This window comes from Limnohabitans sp. DM1, assembly GCF_001269385.1.
Taxonomy (GTDB): Bacteria; Pseudomonadota; Gammaproteobacteria; order Burkholderiales; family Burkholderiaceae_C; genus Limnohabitans_A.
Genome location: NZ_CXOO01000027.1, coordinates 34763 through 52149, shown reverse-complemented (window position 1 = coordinate 52149; position 17387 = coordinate 34763). Strand labels below are relative to the sequence as shown.

The window sequence follows — 17387 nt, the reverse complement described above, 5'->3', positions numbered from 1 at the left end:
AAACCTTTAACCTCTAATACCTCACAGGGCCAAATCAATAGGGACAACCCTGATGCCCGATGTCCCCCAAGCGCACAGGGGTGATGGCATCGCCGGACAAGTCCCGCTAGACTGACATCATGAAAATCATCGACTCCATCCTCACCGACGCGGCCAGCATCGCGGCCATTCGCAAAGACATCCACGCCCACCCCGAGTTGTGCTTTCAGGAAGTGCGCACGGCCGATGTGGTGGCCCAGCAGCTGACCGACTGGGGCATTCCCATCCACCGCGGCATGGGCACCACCGGGGTGGTCGGCATCGTGCACGGGCGTGACGGCGGCGCTTGCGGGCGTGGCATTGGCCTGCGCGCCGACATCGACGCCCTGCCCATGCAGGAGTTCAACACCTTCGCCCACGCCAGCAGCTACCCGGGCAAGATGCACGCCTGCGGCCACGACGGCCACACGGCCATGCTGCTGGCAGCGGCCAAACACTTTGCCAAGCACCGCGACTTTGACGGCACGGTGTACCTGATCTTCCAACCTGCCGAAGAAGGCGGCGGCGGTGCCCGCGAGATGATCAAGGACGGCCTGTTTGACAAGTTCCCCATGCAGGCCGTGTTCGGCATGCACAACTGGCCCGGCGCCCCGGTGGGCACCTTCGCGGTGAGCGCTGGCCCCGTGATGGCGTCCAGCAACGAGTTCAAGATCACCATCCGCGGCAAAGGCAGCCATGCTGCGTTGCCCCACAACGGCATCGACCCGGTGCCAATTGCCTGCCAAATGGTGCAAGGTTTCCAGACCATCATCACCCGCAACAAAAAGCCGGTAGATGCGGGTGTGATCTCGGTCACCATGATCCACGCGGGCGAAGCCACCAACGTGGTACCCGATTCGTGCGAGCTGCAGGGCACGGTGCGCACCTTCAGCATTGAAGTGCTCGACCTGATCGAGGCCCGCATGAAGCTGGTGGCCGAGTCGATCTGCACCGCTTTTGGTGCGCACTGCGAATTCGAGTTCGAGCGCAACTACCCACCCACCATCAACAGCCCCTTGGAGGCCGATTTCGCCCGCCAGGTGATGAACGGCATCGTGGGGGCCGAGCAGGTGCTGCACCAAGAGCCCACCATGGGCGCGGAAGATTTTTCTTACATGCTGCAAGCCAAGCCGGGCGCTTATGTGTTCATCAGCAATGGTGACGGCGCACACCGTGAAATGGGCCACGGCGGTGGCCCCTGCACGCTCCACAACCCAAGCTACGACTTCAACGACGACCTGATCCCGCTGGGCGGCACCTATTGGGTGGAGTTGGCCACACAGTGGCTGGCCAAGCCCACGCAAGCCCAATGAGATCAGGCGTTCGCTAAAGCAACTCAACGCTGCAGGAGCCAGCCTGCTGGCGATACAGTCTCGACTTGATCACAGGCTTTTCGCTTGCAGGGCAAGCGCCTACAAAAACGCCTGACACCCGTGCGCCACATCCAAAAGGAAACCTCATGACCGATATCCAGAGTGGCTTTTCCAAAAGCTATGCCGAAGCCCGCCAGAAATTTTTGAACGCCGCACAGGCTGCAGGCCTCACGGTGGACTCGAACATCCACCCCCTCAAGGGGCGCGATGGTGAAGAACTGGCCATGGACGTGGTGCTGGACGGCGCGCCAGACGCGAAGCAGCTGCTGATCATCAGCAGCGCCTGCCACGGCGTGGAGGGCTATTGCGGCTCGGGCGTGCAAATCCATGCCCTGCAAAACACCGCCTGGCGCGATGCAGCCAAGGCCCGTGGCGTGGCCGTGCTTTACATCCACGCGCTCAACCCGCACGGGTTCTCGCATGTGCGGCGCGTGACGCACGAGAACGTGGACATCAACCGCAACTTTCAGGATTTCACGAAGCCCCTACCCGAGAACGCGCCTTACAAAGAAGTGCAACCGCTCTTGTTGCCTGAAGTCTGGCCACCCGATGCTGCCAACATGACCGCCATCCAGCAGTACATCGCAGAGCGGGGCATGGACGCGCTGCAAGCGGCAGTCACCAAGGGCCAACACGACTTTCCGGAAGGCCTGTTCTACGGTGGCAAAGCGCCCACCTGGAGCAACCTGACGGTGCGCCAAGTGCTTCAAAAGTACGGTCAAAACTGCCAAAAATTGGCCTGGATTGATCTGCACACCGGCCTGGGCCCCAATGGCGTGGGTGAGCGCATTTTTGCCTGCGCCGATGACGCCGCAGCCTTTGCCCGAGCCAAAGCCTGGTGGGGCCAAAGTATCACGTCCATTTATGACGGCTCGTCCACCTCGGCCTTTCTCACGGGCTTGATGTGGATGTCCGCTTACCAAGAGTGCCCGCAAGCAGAGTACACCGGCATTGCCATGGAATATGGCACCCAGCCTCAGTTGCAGGTCATGAACGCCCTGCGCGGCGACCATTGGCTGCACTTGCACCCCGAAGCGCCCGAACCTCTGCGCCAAAAAATCAAGCAAGACCTGATGGACGCTTTCTACACAGACACCGACGCATGGCGCGCCCAAATCGTGGACCAGGCCATGGACGCGATGCACCAGGCCGTCAGCGGCTTGAATGCGGCATGAGCGCCCAGCACGTTCTGGTCTTGGGTGGCAGCGGTTTTGTTGGCCGCCACGTTTGTGAGCAGCTGACCCGCCTGGGCTGGCACACCACGGTGCCCACGCGCCGCGCCTTGAATGCGGCCAGCGTGCAAAGTCTGCCCGGGCTCAACGTGATCGAAGCCTCGGTGCACAGCGAAGCCGACTTGGCCCGTTTAATGCCCGGGCACGATGCGGTGGTGAATTTGGTGGCCGTGCTGCATGGCAGCGAGGAACGCTTTGAAAACGTTCATGTGGACTTGCCCGGCAAGATCGCCAGCGCCATGAAAAAATCGGGTGTGCAGCGCTTGGTGCAAGTCAGCGCCTTGGGCGCCGACCCGCAAGGCCCCTCGATGTACCAGCGCAGCAAAGCGCGGGGCGAGACGGTCTTGCAAAACGCGGGGCTTGAGCTGACGATCTTGCGCCCCAGCGTGATCTTTGGTGCCGAAGACAAATTCCTCAACCTGTTTGCCGACCTGCAAGCCGTGGTGCCCTTCATGCCGCTGGCCGGCAGCGGCACACGCTTTCAGCCTGTCTGGGTGGGCGATGTGGCGCAAGCCGTGGTGGCCTGCCTGCAAAACCCAAACACCATTGGGCAAACCTATGAGCTGTGCGGCCCCGACGTGCTGACCCTGGGCGAACTGGTGCAACGCGCCGGGCAATGGGCAGGCGTGAACCATGGCCGAGGCCGTCCGGTGATCGGATTGCCAAACTGGGTGGGCTGGCTGCAGGCCCTGGCCATGGAAATGGCACCGGGCGAGCCCTTGATGAGTCGGGACAACCTGGCGTCCATGAAGGTGGACAACGTGGCCACCGGTCAGCTGCCCGGTCTGCCGGCGCTGGGCATCACCGCCGCATCGGCCGAAGGTGTGGCCCCTCAATACCTGGCCCACCGTGGCCCCCGCAGCCGCCTGAACGTCTTGCGCCAAACCGCAGGCCGCTGAACGCCTTTGCGGGTTGCGATGGCCTTGGCTTGCTGAAAACGGGCATGCTGGGGTGAGGGCTTCTTTGGTCTTCTTGATGATGCTTCCCAAAACTTTGGGGATCGACTCTGCCCTAGTCTGAGCGGTGCCATCGCCGCGATCAACTCTCGCAGACCACCACTTATTGCCCCGAGGGCGGGGCTATAAATACCGCAGCGCCTCCAACACAAGCCAAGCGCCTGATCTTCGATTCAAACTTCAACGGGCCGGAACTATAGGCCTTCTTTCGCTATTTACTGCAATTAACGGCCCCATACGGCTCCTTACGGCCGACTACGCCGCTCTGCATTCGTCTGTCTTTGTGTGTGATGAGGTCCACGCCACACAAACGCCCAGGCCTTGAGCACCAAACCCACGGATGCGCCCAAGTGCGCGACCGCGCAAGTCTTTGCGCATAAGCAGCCAAGTCGCGGTCAGGGCACCGGTCCTACAGAGAAGGCTGGCTGCAAACAGGATAGGGCCCGCTCCATGGTGAGCCAGCAAGTGCGCGCAAGCGCCACTTTGCACCAATCTGACTCTGAGCCCCGCCAATGCAGCCACTTTACTGATTAACTACAACATCAACATCACCAATGCAGCCCTCACCATCAACCCGGCAGCAGCCAACGCCAATGCCTCAGTGATTCCGGTCACAATTGCGCTAATCAGAACCGTCACGCCCATCAGCCGATTGACCTTGTCAGGCTTTTCCAATCAAAGCGGCATTGATGCCGCTGTGGCCGGTGGCGTTGACACTCAGGAATCGACCAGAAACAATGCAAGTGCTTTGTCATATACACCCGAAAGTGATGTCGATTGCACATGTGAAGAAATAGAAGACTCAGGCGTCGAAATGTGCCTGACCCCTTCGACAAACAGTTGAATTTGACCTCAGACCTCAGACCTCAGACAGCTTCCTGCGCTATGGGTTTTGTTCAAAATCAAACAGCACGCCTGACACACACCGGCTTCAACACGGCCCTGATGCGCCCGACTCATGTTTCACGATTCCCAATGAATGACTTTAAAAATTTTATGAAATTAAATTAACAAACACTTTATAGTTATTAATTTCACTTTTTAAATCACAAATCCATCCAACTCCCTCGTGCCGCACCCCGCGTACTTGCAAGTCTTGAATTGACCATGAAACACACTTTCAAACTGATCACTTTTGCCTCTTTACTTCAGGCCGCTTTGGGCCAAGCCTGGGCTCAAACCTCCACAACAAATCCGCCTCCGGGCAGCATTCAGCAAAACATCGACCAATCCATCAAACAGCTGCCCAAGCCCAAAGTCAAGCCACTGGCCAACATCGACGTGCTGGGTCTGGAAAACGCGGAGTCGATTGACCGCTTGTTGGGGTTGGAAATTCAAAGTGCAGCCCTGCAAGACGAAATCCAGAAATACTGGGCGGGCTCAATTGGCAAGCCTGTCACAACCGATGAACTGCAAAACTTCAATGGCTGGTTGTTTGAAGAATCCCGCCGCCTGGGTTTCTTGTCATATGCACAAACCGAGATCAAAAAATCTAACGGTGGCAGCATCTTGGTGGTCAAAATTCTCCGCCCCAAGATCAACGCCGTGCGGGTGATTGCCAAAAATCCGGCCTTGCTGCAAACCTATGGTGCACTGATCACCCAGCGCTTTGAACAGGACTTCAAGGCCAACATGCCCGTGGACACCCTGGGCCTGGACCAGCGCCTCGATTCGGCCAGCTACGACTTGCCCATTGAGCTGGACGCCACGATCCGCGCCGTGGGCCCCGAGCAAATCGACCTGATCGTCAACATGGCCGAGGCCCCCAAACGCATGGGCAAAGTGCTTGATGGCGTGGTTCAGCTGAACAACTACGGCCTGCGCCAATTTGGCATTCCTCAGGTCATGGGCTCCTTGGTGATTGGCGGTCATGAGCCCAAAGCCAGTTTGAGCCTGGTGGGCCAAAAATCCGAGGGCATCATCTACGGACGTGGCGAATACGAGTCGGCTATTGAAGGCTCTCAATCGCGCTGGCGTGTTTGGACAGCTGGCTCCAACAGCCGCAACATCTTGGGTGGGCAATCCACCACCCTGGGCCGCAGTGGTGAGATGGGCTTGGGCATCACCCGCATCCACGGCGGTTTCCGGGATTTCGCATTCAAGCAAAGCGTGGAAATCGCCGCCCGTCAGGGCAGCAGCACCCTGGAGAGCACTGGCGCCGTCACCACCCGCGTGCACGACAACCAGTTCCGGCTGCGGATCACCGCCGATAACGAAAAACTCACCCGCGACTCCAGCCGCGCCGAGTTCACATACACCCTCGGCCACTACAGCCTGATTGAAGGTCAAAGCCAGGTCAATCCAGGCCCCTACGCCAAACTCGATTTGGCACTGAGGAACCTGAAGTCATGGAACCAAGAAGGCAGCTTGTACTCGGTGTTCAAGTTCCGAGGACAACTGACTTCGGCACGTCTGGACGCTTACAACCAACTCTCTTTGGGCGGCATCGGTGGCGTGCGGGCCTACACCTCTGTGGACGGCACGGGTGACGACGGTGCCGTGGCCTCGCTGGAGCTGAACCGCCGCTTGCGCAATGGCATGGTGGTAGGCGGTTTTTATGACGCAGGCCTGATCAAGCTGAAAAACCCGCTGAACAACGGCACCGAGTGGCAAAGCAAGTACGCCTTGCAAGCCTTGGGCGTGCAATTGTCGGGAAGCGTACAAAAAGCCAGCTACAGCTTGTCTTTGGCCAAGGGCCTGGGCGGCTATTCAGCTTGGACCAGTTACAACATCGAGTCCACGCCGAACAACTGGCGCCTGTTTGCGTCACTGACTTACGTTTTCTGATCCTTGCCCGACGCACTGACTGGCCCCGCAACAAGCTGGGGCCAGTCCATGCGAATGCTTGTGCCGCCTGCCACGCACACGGGGCTTTTCAGCTGCAATTGCACCCCATGTTGTTTGGCAATTTCCTGAACAATCGACAAGCCCAGGCCACTGCCTGAAACGCCAGCGGCAGCAGCCCTGTAAAAGCGCTCAAACACATGGGCCTGGTGCGCCAGAGCGATGCCGGGTCCACTGTCTTGCACCTCCACCCAGTGCAGGCCCACCCTGACCGTGATGTGTGCGCCTGCTGGGCAGTGGTGGATGGCGTTGTCCAGCAAGTTGCTCAGCGCCTCATGCAAGAGCAGCGCCACACCCGGAACCTCACACCGCTGCCCTTGCGCCACCGTGGTTTCAAACCCCAGATCGTGACCGCACTGATGCGCCCGCAGCAAATGCTCTTGCGTGACTTGACGGGCCAAAGCGATCAAGTCCACGGTTTGCGGGCTGTGCAATTCCTGGGCATGTTCCACGCGGGTCAAGGCCAGCAGTTGCTCGGTCAGTCGCACCGCATCGTCGGTGGTCTGGCGTGCCGCCCCCACCAAAGTCTGAATCTGTTCGGACTCAGCGCTGCGCTGCACCAAGGTCAGCTGAGTTTTGAGGGCAGTCAGGGGCGTGCGCAATTGGTGGGCGGCGTTGTCCAAAAAGCGTTTGCGAATATCGATCAAACGCCCCAAACGGTCCAGATAGCTGTTCAGGGTGTCGATCAAGGGGCGCAACTCGCGCGGCAAATCCGGCGGCTCGATGGTCGAAAAATCGTCATCGCTTTTTTGGGCCAGTTGCTGACGAAACGCCTCCAGCGGACGAATGCCGCGCTGTACGCCCCACACCACCAGCAAAGCGGCAGCCAACAACAGCAAGCCCTGACTGCCCAAGGTGTCCCACAAAATGTGCTCAATCAGTTGCTGGCGCATCTCCATGGTCTCGCCCACAGTGATCTTGACCAGCGGCTCCATGGGATTGGCCACAGCGCCACTCGCATCAGCCTCCACCACATGCATGAGCTGCGCCAGGCGCACTGGCTGGCTCAGGTATTGGCCGTCAGCAAACTGAACCAGCGCAAAAAACTTCACCGCCGACTGGGCGCGGTCAGGCACATCGGGCAATGCGGCCACCCCCGCCAGCCACTGGCCACCGGGAGTGGTGATTTTGTAAAACAAGCGCGAGCCGGTGTGGTTTTCAAACAGATAGCCGGCCGCCTTGGTCACATCCAGTTGCAGGCGGCCCTCGCGCCACTCCAGCTCTTCGGCCAGCGTGCGGGCGGCCAAATACAAAGACCGGTCATAGGCCTCGTTGGCCGCCTGCACCGCGTTGCCGTAGCCCACCCAGGCGTTGATGCCAATCAGGCCGGCCAGCGGCAACAAAATCCAGCTGAGCAAGCGCCTGCGCAAGGACGTGGCAGAAGGTGTCCCAAACTGCGGGGAATCGCTCATGGGAAAGCGCTCATGGGGGCTTAGCCTGTGACGGCTTGACCGCTTGGGTCAGCATGTAACCCATGCCACGAAAGGTGGTGATCGCCACATCGGTCGCTGCGCCGGGCACCAGCGCGGCCGATTCGAGCTTTTTACGCAAGCGGTAAATCAGCACCTCCACCGCATCCAGCCCGGCATGCTCGTCGGCAAACACCTCGGCATGCAGCTGCTCTTTGCTCACGGTGCGCTGGGGCGAAGCCAGCAACACGCGCAGCGCCGCCGCCTCACGCTGGGTCAGCGCCAGCGGCTGCCCGTGCAGCTGCACCTCGCCGGTGTCGGACTGCATCTCCAGCGGCCCCCAACGCAGGGCGGTGGTTTTGGCGCGGCCTTGGCGGCGCAGCAAGACCTGCAAACGGGCTTCGAGTTCACTCAAATCAAAAGGCTTGGGCAAGTAATCGTCGGCCCCCATGTTCAGGCCCAGCACCCGGTCGGGCACGCTGGCACGCGCCGTCAAAATCAGCACCGGCACGCTGTCGCCCCGCGCACGCAAGGCCTGCAACACGCTCAGGCCGTCTTGCCCGGGCAGCTGCAAATCGAGCAAGACCGCATCAAAACCATGGCCCGCCTGCAGACAGCGGTCGGCCTCATGGCCATCGGTGGCAAATTCGACCGCCATGCCCCCTTGACGCAAAGCCGTGCCCAGCCACAGGGCAATGTCGGGCGTGTCTTCCACCAACAAGATTCGGGGGGTCATGGGGGTTTCGAGGGTTTTCACTGAACGCAATTGACAGCTGTTTGACAGTTTCACCGCCAGCAGCACACCAAAATCACCGCATCTGCACAGGACCTGCCCATGGCCTATACCCAGCAGAAACGACGTTTCATTTTCACACAGGAGACCCGCATGTCCCTTTCCAAACGCGACTTCCTCGCCCTCGGCGCTGCCGCAGGCGCATCGATGGCCCTGCCCGCATGGGCGCAAGCCAAGCCCCTGATCGCCAGCATCAACATGTTCGTGCCCGCAGCCCCCGGCGGCGGCTGGGACGGCACGGCACGCGCCATCGAACGCGCCGCCAAAGCCGCTGGCCTGGTCGGCACCATGCAGTTCGAAAACGTCGGTGGCGCAGGCGGCATGGTGGGCCTGCCCCGTTACGTGAACCAGCGCAAAGGCCAAGGCAACAGCCTGATGATCGGCGGCTCGGTCATGATCGGTGCGGGCATTGCCAACAAGAGCCCCGTGACCATCAAGGACGTGACCCCGATTGCCCGCCTGACCGAAGAAGCCGGCGTGATCGCGGTCCCGGCCAGCGGCAAGATCAAGACCTGGAAAGAACTCGAAGCTGCCATCAAGGCCAACCCCAAGGCCGTGTCGGTCGCAGGTGGCAGCGCAGGCGGCACCGACCACCTGATTTTGGGCATGCTGATCAAGGCCTTGGGCAAAAACCCCCGCGAAGCCGCTTATGTGGCCTTTGCAGGCGGAGGCCCCGCCAACGCTGCCATTTTGGGTGGCCAGGTGTCGGCCGGTATTTCGGGCTACTCTGAATTTGAAGAACAAATCAAGGCCGGCCGCATGATCCCGCTGGCGGTGTCCGGCAAGCGCCGCATTCCGGGCGTGAACGTGCCCACCCTGACCGAATTGGGCATCAACGTGACCGAGTCCAACTGGCGTGGCGTGTTTGCGCCCCCCGGCATCTCTGCGGCTCAGCGCGAAGCCATGATCGATTTCGTGACCAAACTCAACGCGTCTGCACAGTGGAAGCAAGAGTTGGAAACACGCAAGTGGACCGACGCCTTCATGACCGAGCGCCCGTTTGAGCGCGACCTGGCCAAGGACATTGCCGACAAGGAAGTCCTGATGAAAGAACTGGGCCTGGCATGACGCCTTTTCGCGTAGCCCTTTTGCTGGCTGTCCTTTGCGGGGTGGCCGCTTGGCAGGTCTCGGTCATTCCTGTATCCATGATGCAGATGACCGTGGGTCCTGTGCTGGCTCCGGGGGTGATCGTGGCAGCACTGAGTGTTTTCGCCGTGTTGTACGGCGTGAGCGCTTGGCGCGGTCGCCAAACCGACGAAAGCCAGGCACCAGACCAGTCGCCTCTGCCCGGCGCCAACATCCGTGTGCTCAGCTTGCTGGGCGGTGGCGTGGCCTTCATCGTGCTGGTGATGCCCTTGGGTTTTGTCATTCCCGGCACCCTTTGCGGCATGGGCGTGGCCCGCGCGTTTGACGCGCCCCTGGGTCTCAAATCGGCCCTGATCTGCGCCGCCATTGCCAGCACCTTCTGGTTTGTGTTTGCGCAGCTGTTGGGTGTGGGCCTGGGGCCTGCTCTGCCTTGGTGGATTTGAGTGAGAGCTTCGCCCTCGGGACGGTTCATCGCGGCGAGGGCGCCGCACCTACAGGGCCATCAACGCCGAGACACCCCCAGAACGCTCAACGCCCGACGCCCAACGCAAAACGTACATAGATCGGATTCCCCATGGAAGCTTTTGACGCCCTGATGGGTGGCTTTGCCATTGCCTTGCAACCGACCACCTTGATGTGGGGCTTTGTGGGCTGCTTTGTCGGCACCCTGGTCGGCGTGCTGCCCGGCATTGGCCCGGCGCTGACCATCGCCTTGCTGCTGCCCCTGACCTACCATGTGCCCGCGACCAGCATGTTCGTCATGTTCGCAGGCATTTATTACGGCGCAGCCTATGGGGGGTCGACCACCTCCATCTTGCTCAACACCCCGGGCGAATCAGCGGCCGTGGTCACGGCCCTTGAGGGCAACAAAATGGCCCGGCGTGGCAGGGCTGGCCAAGCGCTGGCCACTGCGGCCATCGGCAGCTTTGTGGCCGGCACCATCGGCACACTGGCCCTGACTTTTGTGGCCCCTTGGGTGGTCGAAGCGGCTCTGGCTTTTGGCCCGGCCGAATACTTCAGCCTCATGGTCTTGTCGGTGGTGGCCGTGTCGGCCGTGCTGGGCAACTCCATGCTGCGCGGCCTGGTGGCGCTGGGCCTGGGCTTGCTCTTGGGCATGGTGGGGGTGGACCTGCAAACCGGCCAGCCCCGCTTCACCTTTGGCCGCCCCGAACTGCTGGACGGCATCGAGGTGACGGTGGCGGCCGTGGGCCTGTTTGCCGTGGGCGAAGCGCTGTACCTGGCTTGGCAAGGGCGCGAGTCCAAAGGCGGCGAAGTCATGAAACTCTCGGGCAGCCTGTGGATGAGCAAACAAGACTGGGCGCGTTCGTGGAAAGCCTGGTTCCGTGGCGCGTTCTTTGGCTTCCCCATCGGTGCCATGCCCGCAGGCGGGGCCGAACTGCCCACGCTGCTGTCGTACTACACCGAGAAAAAACTCTCCAAACACCCCGAAGAATTCGGCCACGGGGCCATCGAAGGTGTGGCCGGGCCTGAAGCGGCCAACAACGCCGCCGCAGCGGGTGTGTTGATGCCACTGCTCACTTTGGGCATCCCCACCTCTGCCACCGCCGCCATCATGCTGTCTGCCTTTGAAGGCTACGGTATCCAGACCGGCCCGCAACTGTTCAGCCAACAAGGCAGCCTGGTGTGGACCCTGATCGCCAGCCTCTACATCGGCAACGTGATCTTGCTGGTGCTCAACCTGCCGCTGGTCAGCCTGTGGGTCAAACTTCTCAAGATTCCGCCGCCTTGGCTCTACGCGGGCATCATCGTGATCTCCACCGCTGGCGTGTACGGCGCAGGCAACTCGGTCTTCAATGTGGGCTTGCTGTTTGTGTTCGGCCTGCTGGGTTACATCATGCGGCGCTTTGACTTCCCGGCCGCGCCGCTGATCGTGGGCCTGATTTTGGCCCCCTTGGGTGAACAATCGATGCGCCAGGCGCTGACCATCAGCCAAGGCGACTGGTCCACTTTCTTCACGCGGCCTTTGTCGGGCAGCCTGATGGCAGTGGCAGCACTTTTGCTGATCGTGCCGCCGCTGTGGAAACGCTATCGCCAATCCACCTATTGATCCGGCCCTGTAAGTTTGCAGGGTGACTTCCATCTTGCACCTTGTGGGCGCTAGCCCTGCTGGCGATCAGACGCTTGTGTGCTTTTAATTGGGGTCAGATCCCAATTAACGCTTACCCTTTTCCGGGACGCCTGCTTTGGATCATGGCCACATTCATCTCACCTGCCAACGATGAGGCATAAAAGCGTTCAATCATTTGCACCGATGTTCTGGCATTGCGTGCCAAAGTCAGCATGTCGATACCTTGACCGTAGAGCAACCTGAACATGATCGACGTGTGCCTTAAGCAATACAGTGTTTTGGGGCGGTTCTTCTCATCGGTGTTGGCCAAACCGGCCTCACGCATAACCCATTTGAACCAAAACCCCAGCACCGCCAAGGCATAGTCGCGGTCATTTTCTGCAGGCAAAAACAGGTAGTCCTCAGGTCCGCCAAAGCCCTGTGTTGTTTGATACCGAAGAAGCGACTCGTACACCTGCACAGAGGCTTGCATCGTCACTATCGGTTTGTCGTGTTTTTTGGTTTCGGGCAAGTTCATCCGCAAATAAACATTTTGACCACGCACGACCGTCACATGCTTGTGCTTGAGCTGCCGTAGGTCGCCTGGCCTGACAAAACTATTGGCCATGAAACGAATAGCCCAAAACATGTCAGGCGCCAACAAACGGTTTCGGCTTGCCACCCAAAACCGCTCTCTTTGACCGTCAGTTGATTTGAGTTCTGGCGACACCATTTTGGATCGAGACATCTTCAACGCGGTTCGGGCGAGTTTGCTGTACTCCTGCAGCGACAGTGACGACCGAGGTTGCGTGACCACTTTGATTTTTGGGAACTCGGGGACTTCTTTTAAAAGCCCCAGGCGCGTGGCCAATTTGAGCAACTTTCGAACCAACACAAAATATTGGGAAATGGTGGTGGAACTCAATCCATGCTTTGTCAATCGCGACACAAACCCGTCCAAATCGACGTGGGTCACTTGAGTGGGTGGCACGTATCTGAAAAATGGCAACACATGGGCATCGAGCCTGTTCTTCTGAATGCCTACCGAAGACGCGCTCAATTCTTTGCGCGCAACGCGCTCCCACTCCAAATCGAGCAGCGTTTCAGCCAGCGCTGTGAAATTGTTCTTTTTTTCAAAGGCACGCTGATCAGAGACCCGTTCAACCACGGGTGCAGACCTTGGTTTGACGGGGTGTACGTCGGGTATGTGTAAGGCTGTTTGTTGGACGCCAGGCATTTCAAAACCCTGGACTTTGACATTGCCCAATTGGCAGCTGATGTCATTCCAACTTTGAATGTTCAACACATAAAAAGCGGGCTTGTTCTCATTCAAAACCAGCAATGAAGATGCGCCGCAAGCGTCCACAATAAGCTGGGGATTACTTAAAAACTCTTGCAAGCCAATGAGATTGCAAGCATTGATATAGGTTGAGGTCATACGGCTAGTCTTCTACAGACTGTTTGATTAATCTGTACGGGAAAGCACTAATAATCGCAATCCAATGTAGCTGCTCTGGCTACATTGGCAGCCACTGGTGCATTCGCTCAATCTTCTGTCACCATTGGCGGTCAATTGGACGTTGGCCTTCAATCTATCAGCTACGCAAACGACAAGTCGGTGTCCAACCTGGGTTCCGGTATCCACGGCGCTTCCCGCGTCTGGTTCACTGGTACTGAAGACTTGGGCGGCGGTATGTCTGCTAACTGGCGTCTGGAAATGCAACCCAACTTGGCTGACGGTAGCACCAGCGCCAACTTGTTCAACCGTGGCGCCTGGGCTGGCCTGAAGGGCGGTTTCGGTGAGATCCGTGCTGGCCGTCAAGGCTCCAACACCATCGGCGCAATTTGCACGATCGACCAGCATGGTTGCTACTCTGGCTTCTACGGCGGTGGTCTGTTGTTCAGCGGTCAAGCAGCACCTGGTGCTATGGGTGCTTCTTTGTTTGCGGCTAACCCAACACCTGGTATCACAACTGTAGCTGCCGCTAAAGGCCAAGCTACCAACACTGGTGCACTTTCGCAAGCCACGTCGACAGCTGGTGACTCCACACGTTATATCAACCAAGTTCGCTACACATTGCCTACATTTGTGGCTGGTTTGTCTTTGAATGCTGCTTATGCTTTCGGACAGAGTAACGTTTTAATCGGCCAAGGCGGTACCAATGGCAACACCTATGGCTTTGATGGTGCTTACACTGCTGGTCCTTTGACTGTGGTGGGTGCATATCAAAAAGCTCAAGCCGAATACACTGCTGCTGGTAGTGCAGCGAAGCCAAGCGGTGACTTGATGACTATCGGTGGCACTTACGACCTGACGGTTGCCAAGGTGGGTCTGGGCTACCAGAAAGAAAAAGCTACGGACAACGCACTGTTCAAAGATGCAGTGGCATTCGGCATGACTGTGACTGTGCCTATGGGTGCACTGACACCTTACGTCAAGTATGGTCAGCGCAAGTACACTATGGGTGATAACTCCACTTTTACATCGGCTAAAGTCGCCAATATTGGTGCTCGCTACGCACTGAGCAAGCGCACTCTGGTCTATGTTGACTACGTAAACAACGGTGTCAAGAAAGAAGACTTCCTGTTTAACGCACAAACAGCAACAGCTGCTCCAAGCATCAAGAGCATGACTTCTTTGGGTCTGCAGCACAGCTTCTGATTTGACGCTGGCTCAAGTCAGCTGAAGATTTGAAATGCTTAAAACCCACCGTGGGAACACGGTGGGTTTTTTTTGGTGGGCGCACACCTGTGGGTGCAAGTCCCTCTGCGAGCTGTTCACAGTGAGCTTGAGTGTTGCGCAACTGAGTGAAGGTGACCGGGCGTGGGGTGATTGGGGTAATTGGGGTAAGGGTAATTGGGGTCAGATCCCAATTAAGGACCTTATTGGACCTCTATGTGGTGACAATTGACACAGCGAACGCAGTACGTCTCTCTGTGAGCGGCAATTGCTGCGGGTGCTCGATGATGGTGTGGGCTGTCCCCAACAAACTGTGTTGAAACAGATGCAGTGACAAGTTGGATCTGACCACAATTACATGGACCACAGGCTTTTCGCTTGCAGGGCAAGCTCCCACAAAATCCTCCCAACGGGCAACACACGGCCCAGACTTCATCGGCCGAATCTATAGATGGCTTTGAATCGCAAAGGCCTAATGGACCTAATGCGTTCGCCGCATCAGTGAATTGGGGTCCGATCCCAATTGAATTGGGGTCAGATCCCAATTATTCACGACAGTTCGACGCGTTCGAGATGTCTGCTGAGCGCCCCTGGCTGGCTCCTATGTGCCGAAAACGCAATGGCGCGTATAAGCCGAAAACGGGGTGACTCCTATGTGGTGAACAGTGATAGCGCTTGACGCAGACCGTCATGCGCGACACGCCAGCGAGTTCGCACTCGCGCTTATGCACTACATCGGCATGGGCGCCTATACAGGCAAGGCAGATCACGGACTTTTTTTGAGCCAGTCCAGCTCCATCTTTAAGCGCCCGATCTCACCGTAAAGCCGCACCTGCGCACTCTCGGCAGATACCGGTTGTATCCCACGCTTGCCTTCAAACAGACTTTTGGCCTGGTCTTGGATGTCGCGTTTCCATTGGCGAACCTGCATGGTATGGACATCGTTCTCTTGGGCGATTGGGTTGATGGTCTTCATGCCACCAAGCGCATCCAGTCCCACCTTGGCCGAGAGCTCGGGTGAATGAAGCCTGCGCATTTTTTTGTTTCAGTCATTGGTCACCCATTTCTTTAGACAGTGTCGCACTTCAACACTTGTCCCAAATTCGGGGTCCACTTCAGACCTGATGCAGACTTCAATGCCTGAGTAGGCAATGGTCGGACCCTTCGAGTACCGACCTCCGTTGGGCTTGGCTTCGCGTATAAAAAAACCCACCGTGTTGCCACGGTGGGTTTCTTTTTCTATTTTTTTCAGCTGACTTGTGTCAGCATCAAATCAGAAGCTGTGTTGCAGGCCAATAGAAGTCATGGACTTCTGTGCAGCACCAGTCACACCAGCAGAGTTGTTGACGTAGTCTGCATACACCAAGCTACGCTTGCTCAGAGCGTAACGCACACCAACGTTAGCAATCTTGGCATTGGTCACGCTACCCAAGGTACCACCGGAGTACTTGTGCTCACCGAACTTGATGTAAGGTGTCAAAGCGCCCATAGGCACAGTGGCGGTCAGAGCGTAAGACTCACCCTTTGTGAATGCAACTGCTGTACCTGCTGCAGTTTCTTGCTGCAAGCCAGCACCCAGTTTGGCCATGCCCAGATCATAAGTTGCACCGAGAGTGGTCAACTTGCCGGTTTGGTCTTTGCCAGCATCTGCGTCAGCTTTTTGGTAAGCAAACACCACAGCCAGAGGGCCGTTTGCGTAGGTGGCGTCAAAACCCATGCTGTTGCCTGCGGCACCTGCTGTAGCTGTAGCTGTAGTGCCAAAAGCTTGAGTAGCGTTGACCGACAGACCTTGCACCAATGTTGGCAGGCTGTAACGAATGGCTTTCACGTAACGTGTGGAGTCAGCAGAAGCGCCAACCGTCGAAGCCGCTTGAGTGCCACCGCGTGTGGGGTTAGCCAACATCCAGCCAGCACCAGTGACGCCTGGAGCAGCTTGTCCGCTAAACAAGATGCCGCCGCCGTAGAAGCCGGAGTAGCAGCCGTGCTGATCAATCGTGCAAATTGCGCCGATGGTGTTGGTGCCTTGACGGCCCAAACGCAATTCGCCCCAGCCACCGGAAGCACCCAACCATGCGCCACGGTTGAACAAGTCAGCTGATGTTGCACCAGTTTGGAGGTTAGGTTGCATTTCCAGCCAGAAGTTGGCTTTGTTGCCGCCGCCCAAGTCTTCCACGCCGACGAAACGCAGACGCGAAGCACCGTGGATACCGGTGTTCATGGTGTTGGCAGTTGAGTCATCACCCGCTTTGATCGAGCTGAAACCAGCATCCAACTGACCAGAGATGGTCACAGAAGATTGTGCGAAAGCTGTTGTGGCGGCCACAGCAGCCAGAGCAATCAGAGATTTTTTCATTGCAAGTTTCTCCAAGGTTAAACAAGGGCTCGGAATTCCTTGGGTGTTTATCACCTCTCAGAACCCTGAGCCAACCTCCAAATCCGGAAGGTTGCGTGTATTGCACCAGAGCAATTGGCCTTCTCCAAGGTTTTTGAAAAAGAAAAGGGCTTTCCGTTGCAATCGTGCAACATGACTGAGGTTTTACCCTTATGGGTAACAACGAATTTACTATTTTAATCACTTAAATCAACAACTTAAGCACGGTTTTAAACCTTCAAACCCTTGAAACGTTTGCCATTTGATTCATTTTCATCCCAACCGTTTCTTCCAACTTGTTCAAAACGATCGTTGGGCGTTTTGCCATTGCGCCCTGAATCGGTGGTTCAGGTTTTTGGACCCTGATCACTTGTAGGACAAGCGCCCACCCAGTGGCCATGCGTTTGCGTGTGAATTTCAGCCGTGCGCTTCACCCATCCACTGAGCCAGGGTTGAGTGTGGGCGTTATTCATCTTTGAACGTGGGTAAGAGCCACGCCCTCGGGGCGATCGGTGGTGGTGTGCTTGGGTCTATCGCGGCGGGCGGCGGCGATCAAT

Annotated in this window: 12 protein-coding genes and 1 pseudogene; 8 read left to right on the top strand and 5 right to left on the bottom strand. The window is 58.0% G+C overall.

Going from position 1 to position 17387, the window contains the following annotated elements; genetic code table 11:
- The first annotated feature begins 119 nt into the window (after positions 1-119).
- The 4 genes from AMM33_RS11310 (at position 120) to AMM33_RS11295 (ending at position 6366) form a co-directional block, all read left to right on the top strand.
- Positions 120-1331 (top strand): M20 aminoacylase family protein, encoded by a 1212-nt coding sequence (locus tag AMM33_RS11310; RefSeq protein ID WP_090141405.1) that lies wholly within the window; start codon positions 120-122, stop codon positions 1329-1331.
- Between the two features lie 146 nt (positions 1332-1477).
- A complete protein-coding gene (locus AMM33_RS11305) occupies positions 1478-2566 on the top strand; it encodes a M14 family metallopeptidase (protein ID WP_090141401.1) in 1089 nt (362 codons plus the stop codon).
- The gene (locus tag AMM33_RS11300; protein WP_090141399.1) at positions 2563-3522 is read left to right on the top strand and encodes a complex I NDUFA9 subunit family protein; all 960 of its coding nucleotides are present in this window, start codon (positions 2563-2565) and stop codon (positions 3520-3522) included. Before AMM33_RS11305 ends, AMM33_RS11300 begins: the two co-directional genes overlap by 4 nt.
- A 1164-nt stretch (positions 3523-4686) precedes the next feature.
- Positions 4687-6366, top strand: coding sequence for a ShlB/FhaC/HecB family protein (locus AMM33_RS11295; RefSeq protein WP_090141396.1), 1680 nt, complete (start codon positions 4687-4689; stop codon positions 6364-6366).
- On the opposite strand, the gene AMM33_RS11290 is transcribed toward AMM33_RS11295, so the two are convergent.
- Both AMM33_RS11290 and AMM33_RS11285 read right to left on the bottom strand, forming a co-directional pair.
- A complete protein-coding gene (locus AMM33_RS11290; protein WP_090141394.1) occupies positions 6354-7835 on the bottom strand; it encodes a sensor histidine kinase in 1482 nt (493 codons plus the stop codon). The genes AMM33_RS11295 and AMM33_RS11290 overlap by 13 nt on opposite strands.
- A 10-nt stretch (positions 7836-7845) precedes the next feature.
- Positions 7846-8568 carry a response regulator transcription factor gene (locus tag AMM33_RS11285; protein WP_228768083.1) on the bottom strand — a complete coding sequence of 241 codons (723 nt, stop codon included), beginning with the start codon at positions 8566-8568 and terminating at the stop codon, positions 7846-7848.
- A gap of 150 nt (positions 8569-8718) precedes the next feature.
- Between AMM33_RS11285 and AMM33_RS11280 the strand changes: the two genes are divergently transcribed.
- The 3 genes from AMM33_RS11280 to AMM33_RS11270 all read left to right on the top strand — a co-directional run bounded on the left by AMM33_RS11280 (position 8719) and on the right by AMM33_RS11270 (position 11779).
- On the top strand, positions 8719-9693 hold the full coding sequence (locus tag AMM33_RS11280; protein WP_090141391.1) for a Bug family tripartite tricarboxylate transporter substrate binding protein: 975 nt from the start codon (positions 8719-8721) through the stop codon (positions 9691-9693).
- Positions 9690-10154 (top strand): tripartite tricarboxylate transporter TctB family protein, encoded by a 465-nt coding sequence (locus AMM33_RS11275; protein ID WP_090141389.1) that lies wholly within the window; start codon positions 9690-9692, stop codon positions 10152-10154. The genes AMM33_RS11280 and AMM33_RS11275 overlap by 4 nt, the downstream gene beginning before the upstream one ends.
- A gap of 131 nt (positions 10155-10285) precedes the next feature.
- The gene (locus tag AMM33_RS11270; RefSeq protein ID WP_090141387.1) at positions 10286-11779 is read left to right on the top strand and encodes a tripartite tricarboxylate transporter permease; all 1494 of its coding nucleotides are present in this window, start codon (positions 10286-10288) and stop codon (positions 11777-11779) included.
- 112 nt (positions 11780-11891) lie between these two features.
- On the opposite strand, the gene AMM33_RS11265 is transcribed toward AMM33_RS11270, so the two are convergent.
- A complete protein-coding gene (locus AMM33_RS11265) occupies positions 11892-13217 on the bottom strand; it encodes a site-specific integrase (protein ID WP_228768082.1) in 1326 nt (441 codons plus the stop codon).
- 75 nt (positions 13218-13292) lie between these two features.
- On the opposite strand from AMM33_RS11265, the gene AMM33_RS11260 reads away from it, so the two are divergent.
- The gene (locus AMM33_RS11260; protein WP_090141385.1) at positions 13293-14441 is read left to right on the top strand and encodes a porin; all 1149 of its coding nucleotides are present in this window, start codon (positions 13293-13295) and stop codon (positions 14439-14441) included.
- 793 nt (positions 14442-15234) lie between these two features.
- Here the strand turns inward: AMM33_RS11260 and AMM33_RS11255 are convergent.
- Positions 15235-15495, bottom strand: a pseudogene (locus AMM33_RS11255) (transposase); the annotation flags it as partial.
- Between the two features lie 237 nt (positions 15496-15732).
- Complete coding sequence (locus AMM33_RS11250; protein WP_090141380.1) at positions 15733-16812, bottom strand: porin; 1080 nt, start codon at positions 16810-16812, stop codon at positions 15733-15735.
- Between the last annotated feature and the right edge of the window lie 575 nt (positions 16813-17387).

Bases quoted from the DNA above. Each gene is read 5' to 3' on its own strand.
- AMM33_RS11310 (WP_090141405.1), top strand. From the start codon at position 120: ATGAAAATCATCGACTCCATCCTCACCGACGCGGCCAGCATCGCGGCC.
- AMM33_RS11305 (WP_090141401.1), top strand. From the start codon at position 1,478: ATGACCGATATCCAGAGTGGCTTTTCCAAAAGCTATGCCGAAGCCCGC.
- AMM33_RS11300 (WP_090141399.1), top strand. From the start codon at position 2,563: ATGAGCGCCCAGCACGTTCTGGTCTTGGGTGGCAGCGGTTTTGTTGGC.
- AMM33_RS11295 (WP_090141396.1), top strand. From the start codon at position 4,687: ATGAAACACACTTTCAAACTGATCACTTTTGCCTCTTTACTTCAGGCC.
- AMM33_RS11290 (WP_090141394.1), bottom strand. From the start codon at position 7,835: ATGAGCGATTCCCCGCAGTTTGGGACACCTTCTGCCACGTCCTTGCGC.
- AMM33_RS11285 (WP_228768083.1), bottom strand. From the start codon at position 8,568: ATGACCCCCCGAATCTTGTTGGTGGAAGACACGCCCGACATTGCCCTG.
- AMM33_RS11280 (WP_090141391.1), top strand. From the start codon at position 8,719: ATGTCCCTTTCCAAACGCGACTTCCTCGCCCTCGGCGCTGCCGCAGGC.
- AMM33_RS11275 (WP_090141389.1), top strand. From the start codon at position 9,690: ATGACGCCTTTTCGCGTAGCCCTTTTGCTGGCTGTCCTTTGCGGGGTG.
- AMM33_RS11270 (WP_090141387.1), top strand. From the start codon at position 10,286: ATGGAAGCTTTTGACGCCCTGATGGGTGGCTTTGCCATTGCCTTGCAA.
- AMM33_RS11265 (WP_228768082.1), bottom strand. From the start codon at position 13,217: ATGACCTCAACCTATATCAATGCTTGCAATCTCATTGGCTTGCAAGAG.
- AMM33_RS11250 (WP_090141380.1), bottom strand. From the start codon at position 16,812: ATGAAAAAATCTCTGATTGCTCTGGCTGCTGTGGCCGCCACAACAGCT.